The following is a 23,695-nucleotide window of genomic DNA, read 5'->3' as shown; positions in this document are numbered from 1 at the left end:
TGAAGAATGGATGCTCAGGCGCGCGAAAGACCACCCTAAGCAGCAGTATGCGAGGGGGCCGAAGGGAGAGGCGACATGAAATTGGCGACACTTTCAATTGACGGCAAACCCTGCGCAGCGGTCGAGCTTGGGAATGGAAACTGGCTCCATCTTGCAAAGGCGGGCGCTGGCTGGGACAGCCTTCTGGCCACCATCGAGGGGGGCGCTGATGCCATTGCCGCGCTGCGCGCATTGGTGTCGCAGGCCGAGGCTGGCCAACATGCGGATGCCGTGGTTTCTGATCCTGACCTGTTGGCCCCCATTCCCCAGCCACGCAAGAATGTCTTTTGCGTCGGACGAAACTACGCCGAACACATCGCCGAGGGAGACAGAGCGCAGAAGCAAAATGTCGGGGTCACCGAGCACCCGGTATATTTCACCAAGCCGCCCACATCGATTGTGCCGCCTGGTGGCGACATCTTGCTGTTTCCACAGGTCTCAACCTGTGTCGATTACGAAGTCGAGCTTGCCATCGTCATCGGCAAGTCCGGGCGCAACATCGCCAAGGAAAATGCCTTCGATCATATCTTTGGCTACACGATTGTGAACGACATCTCTGTGCGCGATGTACAGCGGCGTCATGGCGGGCAGTACTTCAAGGGCAAGGGATTTGATGGTTCTTGCCCGCTTGGCCCGTGGATTGTGACCGCCGACGCGATCAGCGATCCACATAAGCTGTCGATTGGCCTGACCGTCAATGGCGCGCAGCGTCAGGATGGCAGCACAGCGGATATGATCTTTGATGTCCCAACGCTTATTGCCTCCTTGTCGGAGGGTATGACGCTGGAACCCGGTGACATCATCGCAACCGGCACGCCTTCTGGTGTGGGATACGCGATGGACCCACCCCGCTTTCTGGCAGCAGGCGATACCGTCGTGTGCACCATCTCAGAAATCGGTGAGCTGAGTAACTCCGTCCGCATCGCCTGATCCAGGCCGTGCTCATAAGCAGAGACCTCGGAACGAAATCAATCTAGGGAGGAGACCCGAAATGACAACCAGAAGAACCTTTGCAAAGCTTCTTGCAGCAGTTCCATTAGCCGGCCTTTTAAGCACCGGCGCAGTCGCGCAGGATATGCGTGACATCACCTTTGTGCAGCCCAGCCCATCGGCCATCAACTCGTTCCCGGTCTTTGTGGCCATTGGCGAGGGTTTTTTCGCGGACGAGGGCCTCAACGTTACCGTCGAGGCCATCAATGGCTCGGGTGCCGTCATTCAGGCATTGTCGGCCGGTCAGGCTCAGTTTGGCCGCCCCGGACCGGGCCCGATCCTTGCGGCACGCTCGCGTGGTGTTGAAGTCGTTCACATCTACAACGTAGCCGCGCGCAGCAACTTTGGGATCGCCGTGCAGGAAGGCTCTGACATCCAGAGCATCGAAGATCTGCGCGGCAAAATCATTGGCACCGGGACTGCCGATGGCGCGGAAGTTGGATTTGCCCGCAATGTGATGTCGGGCGCGGGAATGACAGAAGGCACGGATTATGAATTCCTGACGGTGGGCGATGGCGGTCCTGCAACGGCGGCCTTCCTCAATGACGAGATCGTCGCCTATTCCGCCTCTACCGCCGACACCGCCATTCTCAATCAACGTGGCATGGCTGTGCGGGACATCACGCCCGCTGAGTTCGGTCGCTTTTTCGGCAATGGCATCGCAACAATGGCCGACACCATCGCCAATGATCGTGAACTGGTTGAAGCCTGGAGCCGTGCTTTCGCCAAAGGCCACGCCTTTGCGCTGGATGATGCCAACCGCGAAGCGGTTCTGGAGCACTTGGCCGATGGCAACCCGCAGGAAGGCGAAGACAAGGAGTTCCAATCGGCATTGTTTGACGCGGTCCGCTCCAAGACCATTTCGACAAGCCCGGAAAACGGTCTGGGTTGGTACCCCGCCGAAGTCTGGGCCGAATGGCAGGATGCCTTGGTCACCGGTGGCGAAATCTCTGCCCCGCTTGACGATCTGAGCGCCGCCTGGACCAATGAGTTCGCAGCCATAGGAAACGCGGCCGTCGGCGAATGAACACCGAGTTGGCAGAAACGCAAACCGGCGCCCCTTTTGGTGCGCCGGTTTACGAGTTGAGCCGTGTGAGCAAGACCTATGCGCGCAATCTCGTTGTGGCCCTCGAGGGGGTCGATTTGACGTTGCGCAAAGGCAGCTTTACCTCTGTGATCGGATCGAGCGGTTGCGGGAAGTCCACACTACTCAAGATCATGGCCGGACTCATTCCTCCTTCTCAGGGCCGTGTCGTCCTGCAAGGCGAACCCGTGACCGGCCCGCGCCGCGACATCGGCATGATGTTCCAGCAAGCAACGCTTTTTCCCTGGAAGACGGCGGTCGAGAACATCGTGCTGCCCATCGAAATCCGCGACGGTAAAGCCGCCGCCAAAGCGGCTTTGGAGAAGGCCCATGAGCTTTTGGATATTGTCGGGCTCAAGGGATTTGAAAACGTCTACCCCAACGAGCTTTCGGGCGGCATGGCGCAACGCGCCTCGATTTGCCGGATGCTGATCACCGAGCCGGCCGTATTGCTATTGGATGAGCCGTTCAGCGCGCTGGATGAGCTTTCCCGTGATATGATGAACATGGAATTGCAGCGGATTTGCCGCGAGCAGGAGGCCACCGCCTTTCTCGTGACCCACTCGATCCAGGAGGCGGTGATCCTGTCGGACGAAATTGTCGTGATGAAGCCGCGCCCGGGTCGTGTGGCGGAGGTCGTCAAGGTTGACCTGCCGCGGCCCCGCACGCTCGAGATGATGACGACCCCGGAGTTTGGCGAGATCGTCGAATACATCCGCGGACAATTGGACAAGGGAGAAGACATGTGACCGATCTGTCGAACAACTCATCTTCCACCACCAACACGGACATGCTCGAAGACACCGTCTGGACGCAAGAAATCGCGTTTATCGACTCTGTGCCGCGTTGGATCGCGATGAGCTTCGTGGCCTTTGTCTTTATCGGCACGTGGTGGGTCGTGACCGCCTTTGGCTTCGTCTCCCCCATCATCCTGCCCACCCCGGCGGAAACACTCAAAGACATGATCTTCGTCGGCAAGAACCTCGCCTCCGGCGGCTACATGCTGACCGCGCTTTGGATCACCATTCTGGAGGTGATCTACGGTTTCGCCCTGGCTATTGCCATCGGTTTCACACTGGGCGTGCTGGTCGGCGAAACCGCCTTTGGGGAGAAGGCTGTCATGCCCTATCTCGTGGCCATTGATACAATGCCCAAAGTGGCCTTTGCACCCCTGTTTGTGGCGTGGTTGGGTTTCGGGATCGAATCCAAGGTTGCTCTTGCAGCCTTCATCGCAACCTTCCCGATTGTGGTGGGCACCGCCGCAGGCCTTCACGCCGCCGACGAAAACGCCAGGATGCTGTTCAAGACAATGGGCGCCAGCCGCATGCAGACTCTGATCAAGATGAAACTGCCCACCGGTCTACCGCAGATCTTTACAGGTTTGAAAATTGGCGCAGTGGGCGTGATGGCCGGGGCCATCACCGGTGAATTCCTGGGTGGCGGGAAAGGGTTCGGGGAGTTGATCCGTGTCGCGGCCTCGCAGCTGAACACACCGCGGGTCTTCTCGTTGATCCTGTATCTCAGCCTTGTGGGCCTGGCGCTTTACCTTCTGGTTCAGTTCGCTCAGCGCAAGGTCGTGTTCTGGCACAAGGAACGCGTAGGATCCTACGATGGCTGAGACCGCGCCGATCAAGCCCGAGGCTTTGCGCAATTTTGTTGCACAGGCTCTTGCATCCCAGGGCGTGCCGTCAGGCGACGCGGCAAAGGTCGCCTCTTTGATGGTTGAGGCCGATGTCTATGGCTACGCAACACATGGCGTGTTCCGCTTACGGCAATATCTGGCCCGTCTTGCCGGCGGTGGCTGCAACCCGACACCCGCCGTCAAAGTGGCGCATGAAACGGTTGCTACGGCTGTGATCGACGGGGATGATGGTCTGGGACATCTGGCCATGGCTGCAGCCCGCGACCTTGCCATGAAAAAGGCGCGCGAGGCCGGGATAGGCTGGGTCGGTGTGCGGCGCGGCAACCACGCGGGCCCGTTGGCGCTCTATGTGCGCCCGCAAGCAGAAGCGGGTTTGCTGGGCATGGCCGCGTCTGTGGGCAGTGCCAACCACGTGCCGCCCTATGGCGGCTCGGACTTGCTTCTGGGGACCAACCCGATCGCCTTTTCGGCCCCGGGTGATGGCACCGATCCCTTCGTCTTTGACATGGCAACGACCGTAGCGGCGATGGGCAAGATCAAGACACTTCTGCAGCAAGGTGATCCCATGCCCGAGGGGTGGATGGTTGGTCGCGATGGCCGCCCGCTGACCGACCCGGCCCGCAAATCCGAAGGCTTTTTGCTGCCTATTGGCGGCCCCAAAGGTTTTGGATTGTCGGTTGCGATTGGGCTTATGGCTGGTGTTCTCAATGGAGCGGCCTTCGGCTCAGACGTGGTTGATTTCACCAACGACACTGCCTCTTCGACAAACACAGGACAGTTTGTAATGGCTCTCAATCCTGTGGCCTTCGGCATTGCAGATTTTGGACCGCGCGCTGAACGTGTGTTTGACGAGATGCGCGCGTCAGAACCTCTGCCTGGTCACGCCCTTGTGCGCCTGCCCGGAGATGGTAAGACGGCAACGGCCAAAGCACGCAAGGATCAAGGCCTTGATCTCAAGCCCGCCTTGCGACGCGATCTGGATGCGCTAAAGGCGGAGTACGAATTCGAAGCCTCCTTGATCTGACGCGAGTATCTTGGAGCCATTAAAGGCGGCCTCAGCAAGGAAGCGCGGACATTAGCCGGTGAAGGTCATTCGTTTGTCGTCCGCGGCAGGGTCGCGATCTTGACAGGCGCGCAGCGTCAATTGAACAAGATTTCCGACGTTTTGATCATGGGATCATCGCCTGACGACCCTCCGAACAACACTAGTCGTGTGTTTGCTCGCGATAAATGCTGGCAGCATGTCCGGAAGGCCCCCCTTTCCTCCGTGCCAGCAGGAAGCGCTCAAGCCCCTTCAACGATCAGAAAATCCGCGTCGGCATTCGCTTGCCGGATGACGCGAGCCGCGCTGTACTCGGGCGACTCGTAACAGGCCACCGCTGTGTCGAAGTCCTTGAACTCAACAACCACGTTGCGATCTCGCGCCACGCCTTCCGGCGCAATGTAGCGTCCGCCACGCACGTGAAATCGCGCGTTGTATCTCTCAAACGCAGGCCGGGCCGCTTCCAGATAGTCAGGATACGCTTCGATATCGTGAACCGATACGCGCACCACCCAATATCCCTTTGACATTCTTTCTCTCCATATGTCTCTAAAATCAGGCGGCGCGTTGGGCCTGGAACCCAACCAGGACATGGGACAAAATCATCTTCCAAGCAGCCGTCCAGGCTTTCAGGTGCGCATCGGTCCAATGATCGGCCGATCCACTTGCCAGCGTTGCCAGCAAGGCTTCACCAACCAGATCAAAGTCGCGTTCGGCGACCCGGTAACTTGCATGGCGTACGCCCAAATCTTGCAGGGGGCGTACCAGTGTTTCAGGTTGGTGCAAATTGCTGACAACCAGATTGATTGCGCTTGCAAGATGCGATCTTTGCGATGCCATGTCTGTGTCCGCGAACGGCTTTGCCAAATTAGCATCGGCATCAAAAAGCCGACAATAGAACTGCTGCATCGCGGCGTCCGCGACGGGTACAACCTGTGCCCAGCTTTCCTGGACAAGTGCTACGTCATCTTCCGTCATTTCAAATATCCTTGCGTCTGCTTCTTGTTTGCACTGCTGCTCTATGACAAATGTGACATCATAAAAAATGAGAAATATCGATTATATTCATCGATTATGGAGATGTGGGATGGAGCTTTCCGATTTGCGTGTGTTTCGTGCCGTCGTCCGCGAAGGTGGCGTCACTCGCGCGGCGAACCATCTGGGGCGGGTGCAATCAGCGGTCACGTCGCGCATTCGACAGCTTGAAGACCGTCTGGAGCAGCCGCTGTTTTCCCGTCAGGGCCGCAAGATGGTGCTTACGCCTGCAGGCCGCACATTGCTTGACTACTCGGAGAAATTACTGGCGTTGGCAGATGAGGCAGAGGCGGCCCTGAGTTCAGAAACGCCGCGCGGTGTTCTGCGCATCGGGTCTATGGAAAGCACGGCAGCCGTGCGCCTGCCGGCGCCGCTGGCTGAGTTCTCCGAACGCTATCCGGAGGTGGTGCTGGAAATGCAGACCGGCAATCCGGCGATGCTGGCCGATGCGTTACTGCGCGGAGATATCGATGCGGCCTTTGTCGCAGAACCCATCGCAGAGAAGCGCTTTGACTACATTTCAGCCTTCGAGGAGTCACCTGTCATCGTGACCTCGGAGGCGCATCCTCCCATCGGCGGCGATCATGGATGCCCCCGAACCGTGTTGGTATTTGAACATGGCTGCCCGCATCGCAAGCTGTTGGAACATTGGTACGCACAGCAAAAGGATACACCAGAGCGAACCATCGAAATGGGTTCCTACCATGCTATGCTGGGGTGTGTCCTTGCCAGCATGGGAGCGGCCCTGGTGCCGAAAAGTGTGCTGAGCACGTTCTCAGAGGCAGGCAGGCTGCGCCTTACCCGTTTACCCAAAGGCAGCGATAAGCTGCGCACTCTTTTGATTTGGCGAAAAGGTGTTTCCTCGCCCACGATTGCCGCGCTCAGAAACGTTATCGCGAACGGTGGACGTTGACTGTCTGAAACCGGGTTTTTGTGCAGGGGACAGAGCGAGGCGCTCCTCTGGCTTGATGTCGACCGCCACTTAGCGTCGCTGCCGCAGTAAAGGTCCGCAATGAAGGGCTGCACCGCAGCGTTGGTATTCTTTGGTCAACGTCCGCAGTGGGCCGTCAGATGCTGAGTTAGCTCAGATGGCTGCTGTGAGCCCACAGCAGAAGCGCTAAATACTGCCGCTTGCGCTTGTAGCATGAAAACCTGCTGTGCAAGGGCCAAGAGGAGGATGACAAGGCCTGACTTGCGAATCCAAAGTTTAATGGTGAAAGAAAGAACGCGTGCAATCGGCGGTAAAACGGGACGTGGAACAATCGCGGTTCTATGAGCCGCGCCCTGCAAAAGACTGGATTTATCCAGAAGGGGACAAAGATCACTGACGATTGAGGCTGCGATAGCCTCGAATATTCAGGCGTCGGCGGTTCCGAGACGGACACCAGCTGGGAGGAAGCATTTGCCAAAGATCATGATCGCCCCTTAATAAACCACTTGTTTAATTAACCAATTGGTATATTAAGGGTGTATGAATGAAGATGACCAGCTAGACGCGGCGTTTTCCGCTCTTGCGCATCCGGCCCGGCGGGCAATCTTGGCACGATTGGCGCAGGGAACGGCCAGCGTGAAAGCCTTGGCGCAGCCGTTTGAGATGTCCTTGCCGGCTGTGTCCAAACACATTCGGGTACTGGAAAGCGCGGGTCTCATCACCCGCGAAAGGGACGCGCAGTTCCGGCTGTGCAAGCTGGAAACAAAACCGATCCAGAAGATCTCAAGTTGGACGGAACAGTATCGGCATATCTGGGACGCCCGCTTCGACATGATGGACACCCTGCTGACCGACATGAAGGAAAGTGACCAATGAACGATGAACATAAGTGGGTTCGGATCGAGCGCGAATTTGATGCGCCGATCGATCTCGTGTGGAAATTGTGGACCGATCCGGACTTATTCAAACAATGGTACGGCCCGAATGGTATGTCGGTCCCTACGGCCGAGATGGACGTGAAAATCGGCGGAATCCGCAAAGTCTGCATGGTGATGCAATCGCCCGAACGGGCGATGGAAATGTGGTTCACCGGCGTCTATAAGGAGGTGAGCGCGCCCGACCGCCTCGTCTACACAGAGAGCCTTTGCGACGCGGATGGCAGCATCATACCTCCGCAGACATTGGGGATGCCGGACAGCTTTCCGGACATTACCGAGGTGATCGTTGATCTCCGCGAGGTCGATGGCAAAACCCGGATGGTCATGACCCATGTGGGCGTCGCTGAAGGCACCGCAGGCGCGGGTGGCTGGAACCAGGCATTCGACAAGCTGGCTGCGTGCGCGCAGTCATTGGCAGATGCCCGGCACTGAGATGCGAGAGCTGGCGGTCCTGTCCTTTGTGACCCTGGACGGGGTCATGCAATCTCCAAGCATGCCCGAGGAAGATTCCTCGGGCGGCTTCAGCGAAGGCGGGTGGGCCACGCCCTATTGGGACATCGTGATGCCCCATGTTGCGCGTATAGCAATGTCTCAGCCCTATGACATGCTGTTTGGACGCAGGACCTACGATATTTTCGCAGACCACTGGCCAAACGCACCGAAATCCATTCAGAGCGACCGGCTGAATGCGGCGCGAAAATACGTGGTCACCTCGCAACCCGGGCCGCTGAAGTGGGAGAATTCCTATGCGCTGACCGGCGATATTGCTGAGGCGGTGAAGGAACTGAAAGCCCAAAATGGACCGCTGCTGCAGGTCCATGGCAGCGCGAGGCTGATCCAGGCGCTACAGGCCAATGATCTGATCGATGAGTTTCGGGTTTGGACTTTTCCGGTGGTGGTCGGAGCGGGAAAACGGCTCTTTGAGAGCAATGTCACCCCGCGCCACTATGTGCTGAAGAGGTCAGAAGCGCTGGAGAATGGTGTGACCCATCACATCCTCGGACGGGCATGAGCGAGGCTTGCTCCGTTCCGCGAAAGATGTATCCCAAAGCCAGCGCCAACAGTCCGAATTGTACGCCCAGTTATACGGTCTGCATCAGAATACATGTCCCGGCCTACTGAGTTTCCGGCAAGTTAAGGCTATAGAGCTGCTGCGGGAGGCCTTTGTCTATTTCGGAGAATTGCAAAACGCCTTGATCTACAGATAGAATCGACACTCTCTCTTCAGGCAAATCTCCAAATAACCCAAAAGCCACCATAATCTGTCTGCGAAGACAGTGGGCGGGAGCTTGGTCTTTTTCGATTGTGATCAACGCCCCAATTAAGCTGCCGGGTGGATCAAGAGCAAAAATGCCATTGCACAAGCCTTCACCATCCGCGAATTGCAGGCGCAGCTGATTGCCAAATTCTGGGCTTTCGGTCAATTCCCCCAGGTGGCCAGCTCTTTGAAGAGTTTGGCAACGGAACCTGCCGCAAAAATATCCCCTTAAGCTCCGCATAATCTTTGTGTCTGACTGAATGGTTTGCCCTGAAAAACCCGCAAAAGTTGTTCCCGAATGACTGCTTGATCCTCAGGGTCGGCCTGCATCCGCGATCGCGCGGACTGGCGGGGCGATCACCACCCCTTAAAGAGGCCAACACACTACAAGTAGTACATTAAGTCGTGGTGATCAAAAGCACCATGAACGGGCGACTTCAGCCAGCGCTTCAAGCGGTAGGGCAATTATCTATTCGTTGAGATCATGCAGCAAACGACTGTGTCGCCGGGTCTCTTGGATGAGCTCGCCAAAGGTGAGAATTCCCTTTGCCTCCAGCAACGGAAGGAGCTTAATCAGAGCCTCGGCAGTTGCCTTCGCATCTCCTAAAGCCGTGTGACGCATTTGGATTGGTATCGTGATCGCCAGGCGATCGCATAAGACATCCAAGGAATGTTCCTCGGTCGTCCCAAAAACGACAGCGGATAGAAGTACCGTATCGAGAACGGGGTGTGTCCACTCGACACCCATCTGCGCCTGCGATGCCCGAAGAAGGCCGATGTCAAAGGGGGCATTGTGGGCAACCAGAACGGCACCCTTTGCAAACTGATGAAAGCTGCGACCGACCTCGCCAATATCGGGGGCATTTGCCACATCGGCATCGGTCACACGGTGGATTTCGCTGGAGGCGGGCGGGATCGTCCGGCCCGGGTTCACGTATGTGTCCAGCACTTCACCTTCCACGATCCGGCCATTCAGCACGCGCACTGCGCCCAGCTGTACAATGGCGTCTTTTTCCACGGAAAGACCTGTCGTTTCCGTGTCAAAGGACACGAAACAGAGTTCAGGGAGGGGAGTTTGTGCGATGTCTGTTATCTCAGACGCATTCATCAGATCAAAATCGAAGACCAGCGGGCGCTGTTCGATCCGACGGGCTTGATCTTCTTCCGCGTCGATGAGGATCATGTGACAGTCATTGCCAAGCGCCCTTAACTTGGCGTCAAAGCGGGCCTGTCGCTCTGTGTTGCGGAGGGCGAACGACACTTCGACGGTATCGCCGGACAAACGCGCCATTGCCTCTGACAACTCTGCGGTATCGAAGTAGTCGGAAAAGGGGGCTTTGAGGCGGGGCGACGCTATTCGGGACAGAACGCTCGCGGCTTGCCCGTCGTACAGCACGATTTCTTGCGCAGAGTTCAGCAGGATCGTGGCAATGGGAATTTCTGTCAAAAGCGCCGTCAGTCGCTCGCTTTCGGCGCGCAGGCGCTGTGTCTCCTCTGCGATCTGCGCGGCGTGATCCAAAACGGATGTACTCATCATCTGGGTCAATGCGCTGGCTGCGGGGGCAAGATCGCCCAGGTACTGAGCTGCGTCAGGCTCGAGGGTCGTGTCGACGCCGGAATGCGCGCGCAAGCGCAGGCTGGTCGAGAGCATGTTGATAGGTTTGGCGACGTGCTCGTCGAACAGGAGCCAGATTGCGACCACGAGGCCTGTGTTCAAAAAAGCGAACAGGATGAATGCGGTGACGAAGGGGGTTGTTGATATGCTGCCTTCAGTGCGTGACCAGCCGTAAGTCAGCGTTGCAGCCGCCAGCGCTGTGCCTGCCACTGCGAGAAAGCAGAAGAACAGGAAAACGCGAAAGCGCAGGCCGAGGCGGGTGAACATGTCAGGTCTCGCACACCAGTTTCAGGATCGGGTCGCCGTTAGGCACGCTTTGCCAATCGGCATCAGCCACAGTGCCATCCTCGGCAAAATCGGCCCCGTCAATCAACAGCGCAGAACGCGCGCCAGCGCAGTCAAACAGCATTGGGGCCTGATTGACCGGCGACCAGCGACCGAAGAAGTAAAGATCGGCGAGCCGCTGATCGGGCAAGTTTGCGTTCTTGCGCACGGTCGCGGTATCCACGGCGACAAAGCGTTTGGTATAGGGCCAGATCTTGGTCCAAGGACGTAACCAGCCTTGTTCATCAACCTTCATGGCGATGATCACGCCGTCCGGGATGCGATCCGCAGTGCGGTCGAACCAGGTGTACTCGTTCGAAATCGTCATGCCGATCATGCCAAGCCCGGCGGCAACCGGCATGATCCATTTTGGCAGGCGTCGACCCGCGAGGATGTTCAGCAGCATGATAATGCCGGCGCAGGCGATCCCGGCAAAGACGGTGGCAATGAGTTCTACAAACATGTCTCTATCCTAACGCGCCTTTTCCTGATCCCACAGCGGATTGCATTGTTTTGACCACGACAAAGGCGTCCCTCAGATGGCTCCGCTCAAAGTCGGATAGCGATGATGGATCAAGGTGATTGCCCGGTTTCTCGCCTGCCTTGATCTGGCTTGCCTGATGTTCCAGTCGTGTGGTGGCAATGAGGTCATAGGCGTCCAAGAGATCTGCCCCACCGGATCGCGACAGAAAACCCGCCTTTATTGCTGCCTCTAACCGCGCACGGGTGTTTGCGGGGCGCAGTTGGCCCTGCAGGGTGTAGATGCGCCCGAGGTCCACGACAGGCACAACACCGTTGTGCTTGAGGTCAAGGTGGTTGCGATGCTCGCCTGAACGGATCGTCGCCAGGCCACGCAACAATCCCAGAGGCGGTTGGTGTTTGAGCGCATTCGCGATCATATGTGCGGTGAAAATGGAATTCGCCGACGCGGCCTTCAGCGTGTCTTCGTGCAATTTGGCCCACAGGCTTTCGTCGCCCCCGATCGGGCGCAAGTCGAACATGACTGAGGCCAGCATCTGCGCTTCGGGGTTAGGTTTTTTGATCCAGCCTTCGAAATAGCCGCGCCAGACTTTGAGCGGTTGACGCCACCGTGGGTTACTCGCCATCATGTCGCCCGGGCAATGGAAATATCCGCAGGCGTCCAGCCCATCGCATACGTATTTTGCCAGTGCTTCGAAGTAGGGTAAATCGGCATCTGTCACTGCGTCGGACAGGATCAGGCAATTGTCCTGATCTGAGACGCCTGCCTGTTCCTGCCGTCCCTGTGATCCGCAAGCCAGCCAGAGATAAGGCACCGGTGCGCTGCCAAGCTGCGCTTCGGCCAGTGTCAGCAATCGGCGCGTGGCGGTGTCAGCAATATCCGTGATCAGTCTGGTGATCACCTCGTGCCGGTTTCCCGTATCAACCAGTTGCACCAGAAGCTGAGGGATTTCTGCCGTTGCGCGGGCCATGGTGCCCGCATCTTTCGACCTGGCCACACGTCTCACCAGGTCGGCGGATGACATCGCTTGCGCGCGCGTAAGGTCGGTCTGTGTGACGATGCCGAGAATGTCGGTGCCCTCGACAACGGGAATATGCCCGATGCCGGGTTCCACCATCAGGTGCAGCACGTCCGTCACAAGCGCCTTGGGGCCAAGGGTCAGGCATTCTGTGGTCATCACCTCAGAGACCGGACCGCTGATATCGGCTCCCCGGGCGACCACCCGGCCTGTCATATCGCGGACCGTCACGATACCTTTGAACCCTTCGACGTCGGTGATGCAGATGGATGAGATCTGCGCTTCGTGCATCATGGCCGCTGCATCGCGGATGGTGGTGTCGGGCGTGCATGTCACCGGATCGTGGGTCATCAACTGACCGACCGATAGCGTGGTCAGATCCTTTTTTTGGCGACCCGCCGGGCGGCGGCGGTCGAAGAATTTTGAGACGGCGGGTTGTTTTTCTATGAGCGCAAAGAGGGTTGCTGCGGGCATCAGGATCAAGGTTGCCTGTGCCGTGACAGTGGCCGTGCGGCTGGCAAGTTCACCACGCAGGAGCGCGCGTTCACCAAAGGAATTCCGAGGCCCCAGGATGGAGAGTTGAACGTCCACCTCATCGGTGATCTCAATTTCACCCTCGTTGATGATGATGAGATCGGTCACCTTGTCGCCGAGCGCAAAAACCGTCTCACCCGGCGCGTAGCTCTTTGCTTCGCATAGGTCAGCAAGCGCTTCAAGATCGGCTGATGACAGTGTGTCGTAAGGGTGCACCGAGGCAAGGAATTGGATCAAAGGGGGCGGAAGGGGCATGAGGCGGGCCTTCTAATTGGGATGTCCTGCCCGCTTTGATTGCGGGCAGGACAGGCTTGATAGATTGGACCTGCCGCACTGAAAGCGGCAGTATCCGGTCGGATCAATGGCCGTCGACAGCGACACCGGACCCACGGGGGATACGGACGCTTTCGACAAGATCCTTGATCTCCTGCGGGGTTTCCTTGGTCATACCGGAGACCACGTAGGCCACCGCGAAGTTGACCGCAGCACCAATGGCGCCGAAGGAGGTCGACTTGATCGGGCCCAGCAGCGGGTCGGCATCCGTGAACGTGTTGGTGTCCGGGATGAAGAACCAGCCTTTGTGCAGGAAGATGTAGAGCAGCGTGACCACCAGACCGGCGAGCATGCCGGCAACTGCGCCCACGTTGTTGATGCGGGTCGAGAAGATACCCATCATCAGTGCCGGGAAGATTGAGGCTGCCGCAAGACCGAAGGCCAGCGCCACGGTTTGCGCCGCAAATCCTGGCGGATTGAGACCCAGCAAGACTGCCACCACAATCGCCGCCGCCATGGAAATGCGCGCGGCCAATAGTTCCGACTTCTCCGACATGTTCGGCGTGAGTTGGCCCTTGAGCAGATCATGGCTGACTGCCGAGGAGATGGCCAGGAGCAGACCCGCCGCTGTGGACAGTGCCGCCGCAAGGCCGCCTGCTGCCACCAATCCGATCACCCAGCCCGGAAGGCTTGCAATCTCTGGATTGGCGAGCACAAGAATATCGCGGTTGAAGTTGGTCAACTCATTGCCTTCCCAACCGTTCTCTGCGGCCTTGGCTTGCAGATCGGCGTTCTTGTCGTTGTAGTACTGGATCATACCGTCGCCGTTCTTGTCTTCCCATCCGAGGAGGCCAGTCTTCTGCCACGTCGCCATCCAGGCATACTCGGGATCACTTTCGATCTGCTCAACGCTGACCGCTGCGGCATCTGTTCCATTTGGCCACATCAGCTCGGAGATGTTGAGCCGCGCCATTGCGCCAACCGCAGGGGCCGTCAGATATAGCAACGCGATGAAGACCAGCGTCCAACCGGCGGACCAACGAGCATCAGATACACGTGGCACCGTAAAGAAGCGCATGATCACATGGGGCAACCCCGCGGTGCCGATCATCAGCGACAGGGTGAAAAGCACCATATTGATGGTCGATCCATGCGCCGCCGTGTATTCGGCAAAACCCAGATCGGTCACGATCTGATTCAGTTTGACCAGAAGCGGCTCGCCGCTTTCGGTGGTCCCAAACAGACCAAGCGCGGGGATGGGATTACCGGTCAGTTGTAGCGAGATGAACACGGCCGGGATCGTATAGGCGGTGATCAGCACGCAGTATTGCGCCACCTGCGTGTAGGTCACGCCCTTCATGCCGCCGAAAACGGCATAGGCAAAAACCACACAGGACCCGATCAGCAGGCCCCAGAAGGCGTCGATTTCAAGAAAGCGCCCGAAGGCGATGCCCACACCCTGCATCTGACCGATCACGTAGGTAATTGAGGCCACAAGCAGGCAGATCACAGCTACCATGCGCGCGGTTTTGGAATAGAAACGGTCACCGATAAACTCGGAGACGGTGAACTTGCCGAACTTACGCAGGTAGGGTGCCAGCAACAGCGCCAGCAGAACATAACCACCGGTCCAGCCCATCAGGAAGGAGGAGTTGTCATAGCCCGTAAAGGCAATAAGTCCCGCCATGGAGATGAAAGAGGCCGCAGACATCCAGTCGGCAGCAGTCGCCATCCCGTTGGTGACCGGGTGCACGCCCCGACCGGCGGCGTAGAATTCCGATGTAGAACCCGCACGGGCCCAGATCGCGATGCCGATGTAGAGCGCAAAGGACGCCCCGACAAACAGCAGGTTGAGTGTAAACTGATCCATGATCTTATTCCTCGTCCACGCCATGTTCCTGATCGAGCTTGTTCATGCGCCAGGCATAAAAGAAGATCAGAAGCAGAAAGATGATGATCGACCCCTGCTGGGCGAACCAGAAGCCAAGGTCAGTGCCACCGACGGCGATGCCTGACAGTAGAGGGCGCAGGATGATCCCGAACCCGAATGAGACCAGTGCCCAGATACCAAGGCTGATCAGGATGAGACGCACATTGGCTTGCCAATATGCGCTGGGGTCTCTGTCTGCACTCATTGTGCTTCCTCCATTTGAGTTGTTCGCAAGTTCTTGTTCGCCTGCTTTGCGCCGCGAACCTCTGTCACGACCGGCCTAAGAATCCGGTGCAAAGCGTCTGTGATCGCGTCGATCTCACCCATGGCGTCTATTGTCCAAAGGCACTTTTCACCTTTGTAGAATGTGATCAGTGGCGCGGTTTCCGCGTGGTAGGCCACCAGTCTGCGGCGCACCGTGTCGGCATTGTCATCTGCGCGTCTGCGGAAACGTTGGCACCCGCATTTTTCGCAGGTTCCCTCGACCGTGGGGCGTTTGAAGGTCTCGTGATACCCTTCGCCGCAGTCATCGCAGGTGTAGCGGCCGGAAATACGCGCGACCATCGCGTCGTCTTCGACCTCAAGGCTGATCGCGGCATGAACGCGCGTGCCAAGGGATCCCAAGAGCTCTGAAAGGGCCTCGGCCTGAGCTATCGTGCGCGGGAAACCATCAAGGATGATGCCGGCCGCACAATCGGGGTCACGCAGCCGTTCCTTCAGGATGTTGACGACGATCTCATCGGATACCAGCTCGCCCGCATCCATCACGGCTTTGGCACGTTTGCCGGCCTCGGTTCCGCCCGCAACTGCTGCACGCAGTAGGTCGCCGGTCGAAAGCTGGACCAGACCAAAACGATCTTCCAGAATCTTGGCTTGCGTTCCTTTGCCAGCACCCGGAGGGCCAAGCAGGATCAGAACCGGTACTTTGCTATAATCAGGCATGGCTCAACCTCTGTTCATTCTGTTTTGAATGAGATCATCAACAACTGAAGGATCGGCGAGCGTCGAGGTGTCTCCCAAAGAGCCATAATCGTCCTCGGCAATCTTGCGCAGGATACGGCGCATGATCTTGCCGGAGCGCGTCTTTGGCAGGCCGGGTGCCCATTGAATGAGGTCAGGTTTGGCAATCGGGCCGATTTCCGTACGCACCCAGGTCTCCAGCTCCTTGCGAAGAGCCTCCGAAGGTTCCTCTCCGTTCATAAGGGTCACATAGGCATAGATGCCCTGTCCCTTGACGTCATGGGGATAGCCAACCACCGCGCTCTCTGCGACCGATGCATGCGCAACCAGGGCACTTTCAACTTCCGCCGTGCCCATCCGGTGGCCGGAAACGTTGATGACGTCATCAACGCGTCCGGTGATCCAGTAGTCGCCGTCTTCATCACGACGACAACCGTCACCCGAGAAGTAGTGGCCCTTGTAGTCACCGAAGTAGGTCTTCTCGAAGCGTTCATGGTCGCCCCATACGGTGCGCATCTGACCGGGCCAGCTGTCCTTGATGCACAGCACGCCTTCTACGCCGTTACCCTCGACAACCTCCCCGCTGGTTGGCTCCAGAACCACCGGTTGCACGCCAAAGAAAGGAATTTGCGCCGCCCCGGGTTTCAGGGCCGTCGCGCCGGGCAGCGGCGTCAACATGTGTCCGCCGGTCTCGGTTTGCCAGAAGGTATCGACGATGGGACATTTGCCCTTTCCGACAACCTCATTATACCAGTTCCAGGCCTCAGGGTTGATCGGCTCACCGACCGAGCCCAGCAGGCGCAGATCGGACAGATCGTGCTTTTCAACCCACTCCTTGCCCGCGCCCATCAGTGCCCGGATCGCGGTGGGCGCGGTGTAGAACTGGTTCACTTTGTGCTTGGCGCAAACTTCCCAGAAACGACCCGCATCCGGATAGGTTGGCACACCTTCGAACATGATCGTGGTGGCCCCATTGGCGAGCGGACCATAGACGATATAGCTGTGACCGGTGACCCACCCCACATCCGCCGTGCACCAGAAGACATCGCCGTCGTGGTAGTCAAAAGTGAGTTCATGGGTCATCGCGGCATAGACCAGATATCCACCGGAGCTGTGTACAACGCCCTTGGGCTGGCCCGTTGAACCAGAGGTATAGAGGATGAAAAGCGGGTCTTCGGCATTCATTTCCTCGACCGGACATGTTGCAGAGGCCACTGCCATCATGGCGTTGCAATCATAGTCACGCTCGGTCCAGGTGGTCTGGCCGCCGGTACGTTTGACAACCAGACATTTCACACCTTCCTTGGTGTGCAGAAGTGCCTTATCGGTATTGGCTTTCAGCGCGGTTTCCCGTCCACCCCTGGGGGCGAAATCGGCAGTGATCACCACCTTGGCATCACAGCCATTAATCCGCGCGGCCAAGGCGTCCGGCGAGAAACCGGCAAAAACAATGGAATGAATGGCGCCGATCCGTGCGCAGGCCAACATGGCATAAGCCGCCTCCGGGATCATGGGCAGATAAATGACAACGCGATCGCCTTTTTCAACGCCCAGAGACCGCAGGACATTTGCCATTTTGCAGACGGATGTGTGCAGGTCGCGATACGTTATGTGCTGCGCTGCGTCTTTCGCCGGATCGTCGGGTTCCCAAATGATGGCGGTCTGGTCGCCGCGTGTTTCCAGATGACGGTCAATGCAATTGGCTGAAATATTGAGCGTACCATCTTCGAACCAGCGGATCTTAATATTGCCGGGCTCAAATGACGTGTTTTTGACTTTGTGGAATGGTTTGATCCAGTCGATGCGCTTGCCATGTTCAGCCCAGAATGCTTCCGGATCGTTCACCGACGCGTCATACATCCGCTCGTAATCACGTGCAGAGACATGCGGTTCTGGGTGGGGTTCTGGCGTTACTGACGGTGTCGTGGGGGTGATCAGGTCCTCAATTGGCACGGGTATCCTCCTTGTGCTGCGTGACCCCAAAACCCAAAAAAGTGAGCGGGTCCGCGCTTTCGTAGGAAAATACACAGTCTTGTGACTTTATTAATAAGCCTATGAGTTTTCGAATATTTCTTGTAAAAAACGGCGCCAAAATTCTCAAAAATATGTAAATTCATTTACCAATGGCGGTTTTGTCAATGATTTCCGCTATGTAAATTTTCAGCTTATGCGGGTGGCAGCGCTAACGGCATGCATTTGTATACATGACCTCTTGTGATCGGTGCGTCAGATGCCTGCGACAATTTGTCAAAACTCGCCCACGCGCCTGTAGAAACACCGAATCACGCCTCTGAAAAGCGGTTGATCTGCCTCCCGTGCAGCATTGGTTTTGGGTCTCACAAAGGTGCCAGGTATTCGGGATGACACAAGGCGAAGAAAGCTTTTGGTTTGCGGGTTCAGGAAGCGGTATTGCCCTCATGACGGTGCACAGTGGTTTTCGAGGCCTCAAATCAAGCGCGCTGTATCCAAACCCGACCGCTAGTTCGTATACCCTCGCCCTCAGTTCGAGTTTGTCACACGCACATGGCAGCGCGCTTTGTGGCTCGGATTGACCGCCAACAGCTTAGGGCGTTCTTGAGAACACCGGTCTTCCGCCAAGGGGCAGCGCGTCACAAACGGGCAGCCAGCGGGCGGTTCGAGAGGAGAGGGTAGATCTCCCTCCAGAACAATACGATCACGGCGATCACGCATATGCGGATCAGGCAGCGGAATGGCAGACAGGAGCGCTTCGGTATAGGGATGTATCGGGGTGGCAAAGAGCTCCAGCGCGGGGCCTTCCTCCACGACGACGCCAAGGTACATCACCGCAACGCGATCCGCGATATGCCGCACGACGCTGAGATCATGTGCGATGAAAAGATAACTCAAACCCAATTCTCTCTGTAACCGCATCAGCAGGTTCAGAATTTGACTTTGGATCGACACATCGAGCGCGCTGACCGGCTCGTCGCAGATGACAAGCTTGGGGTTCAGGGCCAGCGCCCGGGCGATCACCACCCGCTGACGTTGTCCGCCTGATAGCGCGCCGGGACGGCGGTCGCGTTGGTCGGGGTTGAGACCAACCAGTGACATCAGCTCATTCACGCGCGCTGTGATCTTTGCCGCTGCCCATTTGTGAATGATCATTGGTTCGGCAATGGATTGCGCGATGGTTCGGCGAGGGTTGAGCGCACTTACCGGATCCTGAAATACGACCTGCATTTCGCGCCAGGCCTTTTGTCTTGCCCTGGCATCGAGCCCGGCGAGATCTTGCCCCTCGAACAGAATCCGCCCCGCCGTCACCGGCGCCAGACCAAGCACGGCATTGCCGGTAGTGGACTTGCCGCAACCGGACTCGCCCACCACCGCAAGTGTCTCGTTTTCTGCTACACTCAGCGAGACCCCATCAACCGCGCGCACCAGTGCCGGGGTGCCGCCGAAGCGTCCTGTACGGACAGGAAAATGCACATGCAGGTCTTCGATCCGCAGCAAGGTCATACCGGTGCCTCCACCGGATGAAAACACGCGACGCGGTGCTTCTGGCCCTGAAGTGGGGGGCGCGCGTGACAAGCGCCCCCCGCGCGGTCGCAACGGTTGCGAAAGCGGCATCCTTCGGGCCACTCCAGCGGGCTTGGCACATTGCCGCGAATGGCAAAGAGGTCTTGCTTGGGTGGGTCTTCAAGCCGCGGGATCGTGCGCAACAGCATTTGTGTGTAAGGGTGCGCTGGTGCATCGAACAGCCGTGCCACTTCTCCCTGCTCCACCACCCGGCCCCCGTACATCACACAGACCCGGTCGGCCAGTTCTGCGACGACCCCCATGTCATGAGTGATCAACAATATCGCGGTTCCCTCTTCGGCCGCCAATTTCCCCATCAGCGCAAGAATCTGGGCCTGGATGGTGACGTCAAGTGCGGTGGTGGGTTCATCTGCAATGAGCAAGCGTGGGCGCGATATGAGCGCTGCCGCAATCATGACCCGCTGACACATTCCCCCTGAAAGCTCGGTTGGCAGTTGCCGGGCGCGCCGTTCCGGCTCCGGAATACCGACGCGCTGTAGCATATCCACGGCCTCCTTGGCGGCCTCGCGCCGCGCGCGACCGTGCACGATCAGGCTTTCGGCAACCTGTTCGCCGACAGGCAACAAAGGATTGAGGGATGTGACAGGCTCCTGAAAAATCATCGCCAGATCAGCGCCGCGCAGGTGCTGTAACGCGCTGCTGGAAAGCTCGGTCAGATCGCGGCCATCAAACAGGATCTGGCCACGGCTGCAGGACAGGCCCTCGGCCAGCAGCCCCATGATTGAGAGCGCCGTAAGCGATTTGCCGGACCCGCTTTCGCCGACGAGTGCGACTACTTCGCCGGCGTTCACATCGAGCGTCACGCCGTCCACAAGCGACAGCGGGCCGGCGTCGACCGCCAGATCATGGATTGCGAGCAAGCTCATGAAGCGGCCACGGCAGCTGTCCAGGGAGATGTGGGGTGGACGGCCCCTTCGTTCGGCGCGCCATCTGCACCCCGTCTCACCAGCGAGGGTATGGCGAATTGCACCGGGTACAAGGAGTCTTCGGTGATCTGGACGGGGTGATAGGCAGAAATCGCGGTTGCTGTATCGGTGGGCGCGCGCCGGTTGATCAAGACGGTGGGTGTGCTGGCGTCGATCCGGGGCAGGTGCAACGCTTCTTCGGGTGAAACACCCCGGTCAATGAGTTGCGACAGAATTTGCAGGATTGCGGGAAAAATCTGACGCCCACCGGCGGCGCCGATAGCGATTTCGGGACGGCCGTCCCGGGTGGTGATCACCGGTGCCATATTGGCCAGCGGGGTTGCTCCGGGAGCAATGGAATTTGGTTGGCCGGGTCGGGGATCGAACCACATCATGCCGTTGTTCATGGTCAAATCGAGTGATGGCGCAACAACTTTGGATCCGAAACGTGACAACAGCGTGTTGGTCAGCGCAACCATGTTGCCCTCGGCATCCACCACAGAGACATGGCTGGTGCAATCGCCGTGCTTGCCTGCATGGCCCATTTGTGTAAGCCGATCCTCGTAGGCGCTGCGAATGGCATTGGCGTGATGTGTCGCAAGATCGGCGTCGCCAATCCCGGAAAGCGCATGGGAGGAAAGCGTGGCGAATGCTGAAAGCAACGTCGGCCCCCCCGACAGACCCGGCATCGTATGTATCATTCGGTCCCGGTAGGGCAGGGTGGCTGGTGTGGTCCACACCGGGGCATATCGCGCAAGATCCACAGCTGTAAGTTTGGCCCCGACGGCGGAGAGGTCTGACAACAGCGTGGCGGCGGTCTCTCCCTTGTAGAAATCCTCCGCACCCGCCTCAGCCAATCGGCGCAGCATGGCGGCCTTGCCCGGCATCGGCAGCAGACTTGCGGTTGGATCGTGGGGGTCCTGACATCTTCGGGATGCATTCAGAAAGAGGTTCCGGGCGGCGTCATTTCGGGACAGCCCCGGTGTGTCAATGGCAAGTGCCAGCTCGGCAAACCAGTCAACCCGCATGCCCCTTTCCGCATATTCAATCGCCGGGGCCAGCGCCAGTTGCCAGTTCAGCGTGCCATGTCTTGCCAATGCCTCGGCAAGACCCGCAACTGCACCCGGCACGCAGATTGAAAGCGGACCGATGAGATTGCGGTCATCCTTGACCGAAGGCCAGTTGAACCAGTCGCCACCGTCTCCGCCTGCGAGCGGATAGTCCCCGCCCGAAATCCCGCCGGGTGCGCGAAGGTTGAAGTCGAGGGCGTCGATCTGACCTTGCGCGGTCGCGTGCAGCAGAAATCCTCCGCCCCCAAGGCCGGAAAGCCAGGGTTCTGCCACGGATAGAACAAGCGCCGTGACGACCGCGGCATCCATCGCGTTCCCACCCGCGGCAAGCACGTCGGCACCGGCTCTTGCGGCCTCGAAATGTTGCGCCGCGACAATGCCACCGTGACCTTTGACACCGGGTTTTCTGAGCGCCCATCCCTGGCCGGATGTATCCGCGCCTTGCCTATCCATGACCTGTCCTTTCATTGACGGGAATGACCGGTCGGGCGTGATCTTCAAATCCGGTAACACTCTGATGGTGTGCTGCGATCTCACCGCATGTTGCGGTCCAGATGCTCTCGTCCTGGCAGAGAGGCACCAGCAGGTCCTCAAGCATGTCCACCCGGGCCGCGCGCCCTGAAATCCAGTCGTGCACAGTCAACATGAAAAGCCCGCCGTCCCGCACCTGCGCGGCGGCTTCACGGGTCCATCTCTCACCAACTTCCGCCTCTGAGTGCGGTGGGTTATCGCCGGGACCGAGGAACTTGAAGAAGATGGCATCATCGTTTTCCCAGCGGACGGGCACCTCGGTGACGCCGTCGAGCCGATAGGGGTGATCATGACCCATCAGGCTGGAATCCCACAGCGCGAAGCGGCGCAGCTCTGCCAGCATATGGGGCGTCATTTCCCAGGCGGGCGAGCGGAAGCCAGCCGGGCGCGCGCCAATCTGCGTTTCGAAGAGCGCAACCGAAGCTTCCAGGCTTTCGGTAAACTGCGCGTCTGTCGTCTCCGAGACAAGCTCATGATAATAGCCGTGCAGCGCGACCTCATGGCCACGCTCCACAAGGCCGGGCAGCAAGTCGGGGTGCTCTTCGGCAACGACGCCCGGCACAAAAAATGTAGCTTGCAGGTCCAGCCGACCCAGCATCTCAATCAGATGCGGGAGACCTCTGCGCAGGCCATATTGACGATGCTCCAAGGCGGCGATGCCCCTGGGCAATCCAGTCCGGTGCTGCCAGAGCCAAGGCGCTGTGGCATCGACATCGACCGTGAAACAGGCCCCGGCGCGATGACCGTCAGGCCAGGGGTATGGGGCGGGATTCCAGTTCATAGCGCGCTCTTTTTTGGCTGATAGACGTCCATCGTGCCTGCAGAATTGCCACCGTCCACTGCCAGGGAGGTGCCGGTGATATTCTTGGCGGCGGAGGACGCGAGAAAGAGAGCGGCCTGCCCGATATCTTCCGGCGCGGTTTCAATCCCCAGCGGAATTGCGGCCATCACCCGGTCAATGTGTTCCTGGCTCAGTGCCGAAACCGAAGAGCCCGCAGCGAATCCCGGCTCTAGGCAATTCACCCGGATGCCGTATTCCGCCAATTCCAGCGCAAAGCCCTTGGTCATGCGGTCCAGCGCGGTTTTTGACATGCAGTAGGTCACGGCAGTTCGCCGCATCTTGCGCGCCGCCCCGGAAGAAATGTTGATGAATGCACCTCGCTTTCCGGCACGGATCATCTGATGCGCAAAACCGCGCATCAGCACGAACGGTGCTCGCAGGTTCAGCGCCATGATCTGGTCCCAGTCCGATACGTGCATGTCGAGGAGGAAGGAAGAAGGGTAGATGGCCGCGTTATTGACGACCACGTCCGGTGCCCCCCAGCGGAAGGCTACAGCATTCAGCAACGCATCATTGCCCGCGTCGGTCGTCAAATCTGCGGCAACGGCAAAGCCTGAGAGGCCTTGGGTTGAAAGGTCGGCGGAACAGACCTCGGCCCCCGCTTGCACGAAATGCTCTGCCAGTGCACGGCCCATGATACCAGCGGCCCCGGTAATCACTACTTTGCGCCCTTGAAATTCCGTTCCAAAATCCACC

Annotated in this window: 24 protein-coding genes; 9 read left to right on the top strand and 15 right to left on the bottom strand. The window is 58.4% G+C overall.

Annotation, left to right across the window (positions count from 1 at the left end; translation table 11 throughout):
* Positions 1-75 precede the first annotated feature (75 nt).
* From Q0802_RS13385 to Q0802_RS13365, 5 genes are all read left to right on the top strand, one after another.
* Positions 76-969 (top strand): fumarylacetoacetate hydrolase family protein, encoded by an 894-nt coding sequence (locus Q0802_RS13385; RefSeq protein ID WP_298919095.1) that lies wholly within the window; start codon positions 76-78, stop codon positions 967-969.
* A 61-nt stretch (positions 970-1,030) separates the two neighbouring features.
* Complete coding sequence (locus tag Q0802_RS13380; protein WP_298919092.1) at positions 1,031-2,056, top strand: ABC transporter substrate-binding protein; 1,026 nt, start codon at positions 1,031-1,033, stop codon at positions 2,054-2,056.
* Complete coding sequence (locus Q0802_RS13375) at positions 2,053-2,862, top strand: ABC transporter ATP-binding protein (protein ID WP_298919089.1); 810 nt, start codon at positions 2,053-2,055, stop codon at positions 2,860-2,862. Before Q0802_RS13380 ends, Q0802_RS13375 begins: the two co-directional genes overlap by 4 nt.
* 41 nt (positions 2,863-2,903) lie before the next feature.
* On the top strand, positions 2,904-3,731 hold the full coding sequence (locus Q0802_RS13370; RefSeq protein WP_298919180.1) for an ABC transporter permease: 828 nt from the start codon (positions 2,904-2,906) through the stop codon (positions 3,729-3,731).
* A complete protein-coding gene (locus tag Q0802_RS13365; RefSeq protein ID WP_298919086.1) occupies positions 3,724-4,779 on the top strand; it encodes an Ldh family oxidoreductase in 1,056 nt (351 codons plus the stop codon). Before Q0802_RS13370 ends, Q0802_RS13365 begins: the two co-directional genes overlap by 8 nt.
* Positions 4,780-5,039: 260 nt before the next feature.
* Here the strand turns inward: Q0802_RS13365 and Q0802_RS13360 are convergent, their stop codons facing one another.
* Both Q0802_RS13360 and Q0802_RS13355 read right to left on the bottom strand, forming a co-directional pair.
* On the bottom strand, positions 5,040-5,327 hold the full coding sequence (locus tag Q0802_RS13360) for a DUF1330 domain-containing protein (RefSeq protein ID WP_298919084.1): 288 nt from the start codon (positions 5,325-5,327) through the stop codon (positions 5,040-5,042).
* A 25-nt stretch (positions 5,328-5,352) separates the two neighbouring features.
* Positions 5,353-5,775, bottom strand: a complete 423-nt coding sequence (locus tag Q0802_RS13355; protein WP_298919081.1) for a globin domain-containing protein — start codon at positions 5,773-5,775, stop codon at positions 5,353-5,355.
* 109 nt (positions 5,776-5,884) lie between these two features.
* On the opposite strand from Q0802_RS13355, the gene Q0802_RS13350 reads away from it, so the two are divergent.
* From Q0802_RS13350 to Q0802_RS13335, 4 genes are all read left to right on the top strand, one after another.
* Positions 5,885-6,745 carry a LysR substrate-binding domain-containing protein gene (locus tag Q0802_RS13350; RefSeq protein ID WP_298919080.1) on the top strand — a complete coding sequence of 287 codons (861 nt, stop codon included), beginning with the start codon at positions 5,885-5,887 and terminating at the stop codon, positions 6,743-6,745.
* A gap of 558 nt (positions 6,746-7,303) precedes the next feature.
* Positions 7,304-7,639, top strand: a complete 336-nt coding sequence (locus Q0802_RS13345; protein WP_298919077.1) for a metalloregulator ArsR/SmtB family transcription factor — start codon at positions 7,304-7,306, stop codon at positions 7,637-7,639.
* Positions 7,636-8,133, top strand: coding sequence for an SRPBCC domain-containing protein (locus Q0802_RS13340; protein WP_298919074.1), 498 nt, complete (start codon positions 7,636-7,638; stop codon positions 8,131-8,133). Before Q0802_RS13345 ends, Q0802_RS13340 begins: the two co-directional genes overlap by 4 nt.
* Positions 8,120-8,713 carry a dihydrofolate reductase family protein gene (locus tag Q0802_RS13335; protein ID WP_298919071.1) on the top strand — a complete coding sequence of 198 codons (594 nt, stop codon included), beginning with the start codon at positions 8,120-8,122 and terminating at the stop codon, positions 8,711-8,713. The genes Q0802_RS13340 and Q0802_RS13335 overlap by 14 nt, the downstream gene beginning before the upstream one ends.
* A 103-nt stretch (positions 8,714-8,816) precedes the next feature.
* Here Q0802_RS13335 and Q0802_RS13330 read toward each other — a convergent pair whose 3' ends face one another.
* The 13 genes from Q0802_RS13330 to Q0802_RS13270 form a co-directional block, all read right to left on the bottom strand.
* On the bottom strand, positions 8,817-9,125 hold the full coding sequence (locus tag Q0802_RS13330) for a hypothetical protein (RefSeq protein ID WP_298919068.1): 309 nt from the start codon (positions 9,123-9,125) through the stop codon (positions 8,817-8,819).
* Between the two features lie 303 nt (positions 9,126-9,428).
* On the bottom strand, positions 9,429-10,841 hold the full coding sequence (locus Q0802_RS13325) for a 3'-5' exonuclease (protein ID WP_298919065.1): 1,413 nt from the start codon (positions 10,839-10,841) through the stop codon (positions 9,429-9,431).
* A 1-nt stretch (position 10,842) separates the two neighbouring features.
* A complete protein-coding gene (locus Q0802_RS13320) occupies positions 10,843-11,361 on the bottom strand; it encodes a hypothetical protein (RefSeq protein ID WP_298919064.1) in 519 nt (172 codons plus the stop codon).
* Positions 11,362-11,365: 4 nt separating this feature from the next.
* On the bottom strand, positions 11,366-13,186 hold the full coding sequence (locus Q0802_RS13315; protein ID WP_298919061.1) for a DUF294 nucleotidyltransferase-like domain-containing protein: 1,821 nt from the start codon (positions 13,184-13,186) through the stop codon (positions 11,366-11,368).
* A 103-nt stretch (positions 13,187-13,289) separates the two neighbouring features.
* Positions 13,290-15,074, bottom strand: coding sequence for a sodium:solute symporter family protein (locus Q0802_RS13310; RefSeq protein ID WP_298919058.1), 1,785 nt, complete (start codon positions 15,072-15,074; stop codon positions 13,290-13,292).
* Between the two features lie 4 nt (positions 15,075-15,078).
* Entirely contained in the window at positions 15,079-15,339 is a 261-nt protein-coding gene (locus Q0802_RS13305) for a DUF4212 domain-containing protein (protein ID WP_298919055.1), read from the bottom strand.
* Positions 15,336-16,076 carry an adenylate kinase gene (locus Q0802_RS13300; protein WP_298919052.1) on the bottom strand — a complete coding sequence of 247 codons (741 nt, stop codon included), beginning with the start codon at positions 16,074-16,076 and terminating at the stop codon, positions 15,336-15,338. The genes Q0802_RS13305 and Q0802_RS13300 overlap by 4 nt, the downstream gene beginning before the upstream one ends.
* A gap of 3 nt (positions 16,077-16,079) precedes the next feature.
* On the bottom strand, positions 16,080-18,041 hold the full coding sequence (acs, locus tag Q0802_RS13295; RefSeq protein WP_298919178.1) for an acetate--CoA ligase: 1,962 nt from the start codon (positions 18,039-18,041) through the stop codon (positions 16,080-16,082).
* A gap of 552 nt (positions 18,042-18,593) precedes the next feature.
* Complete coding sequence (locus tag Q0802_RS13290; RefSeq protein ID WP_298919049.1) at positions 18,594-19,571, bottom strand: oligopeptide/dipeptide ABC transporter ATP-binding protein; 978 nt, start codon at positions 19,569-19,571, stop codon at positions 18,594-18,596.
* Positions 19,568-20,518: an ABC transporter ATP-binding protein gene (locus tag Q0802_RS13285; protein WP_298919046.1), complete on the bottom strand. Its 951-nt coding sequence runs from the start codon at positions 20,516-20,518 to the stop codon at positions 19,568-19,570. The genes Q0802_RS13290 and Q0802_RS13285 overlap by 4 nt, the downstream gene beginning before the upstream one ends.
* Positions 20,515-22,080 carry a gamma-glutamyltransferase gene (locus Q0802_RS13280; RefSeq protein ID WP_298919043.1) on the bottom strand — a complete coding sequence of 522 codons (1,566 nt, stop codon included), beginning with the start codon at positions 22,078-22,080 and terminating at the stop codon, positions 20,515-20,517. The genes Q0802_RS13285 and Q0802_RS13280 overlap by 4 nt, the downstream gene beginning before the upstream one ends.
* Complete coding sequence (locus Q0802_RS13275) at positions 22,073-22,939, bottom strand: polysaccharide deacetylase family protein (protein ID WP_298919040.1); 867 nt, start codon at positions 22,937-22,939, stop codon at positions 22,073-22,075. Before Q0802_RS13275 ends, Q0802_RS13280 begins: the two co-directional genes overlap by 8 nt.
* Positions 22,936-23,694, bottom strand: coding sequence for an SDR family oxidoreductase (locus Q0802_RS13270; protein WP_298919037.1), 759 nt, complete (start codon positions 23,692-23,694; stop codon positions 22,936-22,938). Before Q0802_RS13270 ends, Q0802_RS13275 begins: the two co-directional genes overlap by 4 nt.
* Between the last annotated feature and the right edge of the window lies 1 nt (position 23,695).

Origin of the sequence: uncultured Roseobacter sp., from assembly GCF_947495275.1 — a bacterium.
Lineage (GTDB): Bacteria > Pseudomonadota > Alphaproteobacteria > Rhodobacterales > Rhodobacteraceae > Roseobacter.
This window is presented reverse-complemented; position numbering and strand designations above follow the sequence as displayed.